Genomic DNA, 1,802 nt, shown 5'->3' with positions numbered 1-1,802 from the left:
CGGGCGATCTCCTCGAAGATGGCCGGCAGCTTCGGCAGCGCCACCATCCTCATGGGTTCGTGGCGGTACTCGAGGTTGGGCACCACCGCGACGAGCGCGGCCACGCCAGAGCCTAGCGCCGCCTTGCGCCGCGAGGCCCAGGTCCCCAAGTGTGCCGCCGCGAAGCTCAGCAGCACCGCGAGCACCAGCGTCACCATCAGCCCGAAGCGCACCGGCATGCCCGCGCGGCCGAAGAGCGGGACGACGCTCTTGAACACGACGTAGGGCAGGGGCACCCGCACCTCGGCGGGCTCGCCAAAGGCGGTGTACGGCGAAACGAGCCCCGCCACCACGCACAGCAGCAGCACCGCCAGCACGTCATAGTGGCGCCCCTCGCCGTCGGGTGCCCGCCGGGCCATCCACAGCACCAGCCCGGCCCCGACGAGGAGGAAGGCCACCGGCGTGAAGTCCTTGTCGCCGGCCACCTGAAGCATCGTGCCGAGCGAGAGGACGAGGAAGCACAGCCCGATGGAGAGCCACCGCCGGCCCTGTGGCACCCCCCAGCGCAGGGCGAGCAGCGCCAGCACGACCACGCCCCATCCGAGGAAGTAGCCCGCCTCCTCGCCGTTGCTGGCCATGGTGTCGCGGACCAGCTCCATCACCAACTGGCCCCAGGCCCTGGGCATGGCATGCCTCCAGGCCGACAGGGGGTCCGGCAGGAAGAGCGCCACGAGGTCCGCGTAGTAGTCCGAGTCGCCGTGGTGCGACTTGAGGGGCTCCGGCTTGAGGTGCAGCAGCAGCGGCAGCAGGCCCGGCAGGCACGCCACCCCGGCGGCCCCCGCGGCCCACAGCGAGCGGCGCACCCCCTCGTCCCGCAGCGTCTTCAGCGACAGGAGCCGGCCGTGCCGCCAACGCTCTCCCACGAGCCACAGCGCGCAGAAGAGGGCGAGGTAGAAGATGTAGTAGTAGTCGCAGAGCAGCACGTAGAGGGCGCTCAGCCCCACGCCCCACAGCAGGCGCTTGCGCCCCTCGGCCTGCCAGCGCAGGAAGAAGTAGAGGTAGAGCGGGATGCCCTCGATGGCCGCGAGGTTGAGGTGCGCGTTGGCATGGGCGAGGTGGTAGCGCGAGAAGGTGAACGCGCACGCCCCGGCGAGTGCCGCCACGTCCGCCAGTCGCGACTCGAAGCCCGCGCGCCGCAGCAGGTCTCGGCACAGCAGCCACGCGGTGTAGCCGGCCAGCACGAAGGTGGACAGCAGCAGGAGGTTGTACGCCGTCTCGGCCCGCATGAAGCCCAGCAGCACCGCGCCCCAGGCCGTCTTCGCCGGCGACAGCGTGTGCCAGTAGAGCTCCGCGCCCAGCGGGTAATGCAGCAGCGGCGTGAAGTACGGGTTCTGCGGCGCCTCCCACAGCGCATGGCGCATCCACTGGAGGTGCCACACGTTCATGAAGACGTCTTCCCGGCCCGACACGAGGTACCCGTTCAGGTGCCTCGCCAGCGGCCAGGTGTGGAAGACGGACAGCACGCAGAAGAGCGCGAGCACCCCCCCATGGAGGAGCAGACGGCTCACCGCGCGGGCCGCTCGGCGATCATCATCATGTTGTCCCCGAGGTTCACCGGGACGCGGAGCTGCTCGGGGACGACACGGCGTGCCAGCTCGAGCACGGGCGCGGCCGGACGGAAGGAGGCGGAGAGCTTGCGCAGCAGGTAGCCGGCCGAGACGATGTGCGTGTAGTTGCGCGTCTCCAGCACGCGGAAGCCCACCTCCTCCAGCAGCATCGCCAGGGTCGCGCGGCTGAAATAGAAGAGGTGCATGTCCATCAGC

The 1,802-nt window shown here is 70.3% G+C and carries 1 protein-coding gene and 1 pseudogene; both read right to left on the bottom strand.

What is annotated here, in order from left to right; translation table 11 throughout:
• On the bottom strand, positions 1–1,547 hold a 1,547-nt coding region (locus tag VF794_RS23495; protein WP_331114030.1), incomplete at its 3' end, for a hypothetical protein.
• Positions 1,544–1,802: pseudogene (locus VF794_RS23490) on the bottom strand (class I SAM-dependent methyltransferase); the annotation flags it as partial. The pseudogene VF794_RS23490 and the gene VF794_RS23495, both read right to left, overlap by 4 nt.

This window comes from Archangium sp. (genome assembly GCF_036389735.1).
Taxonomy (GTDB): domain Bacteria; phylum Myxococcota; class Myxococcia; order Myxococcales; family Myxococcaceae; genus Archangium.
This window is presented reverse-complemented; position numbering and strand designations above follow the sequence as displayed.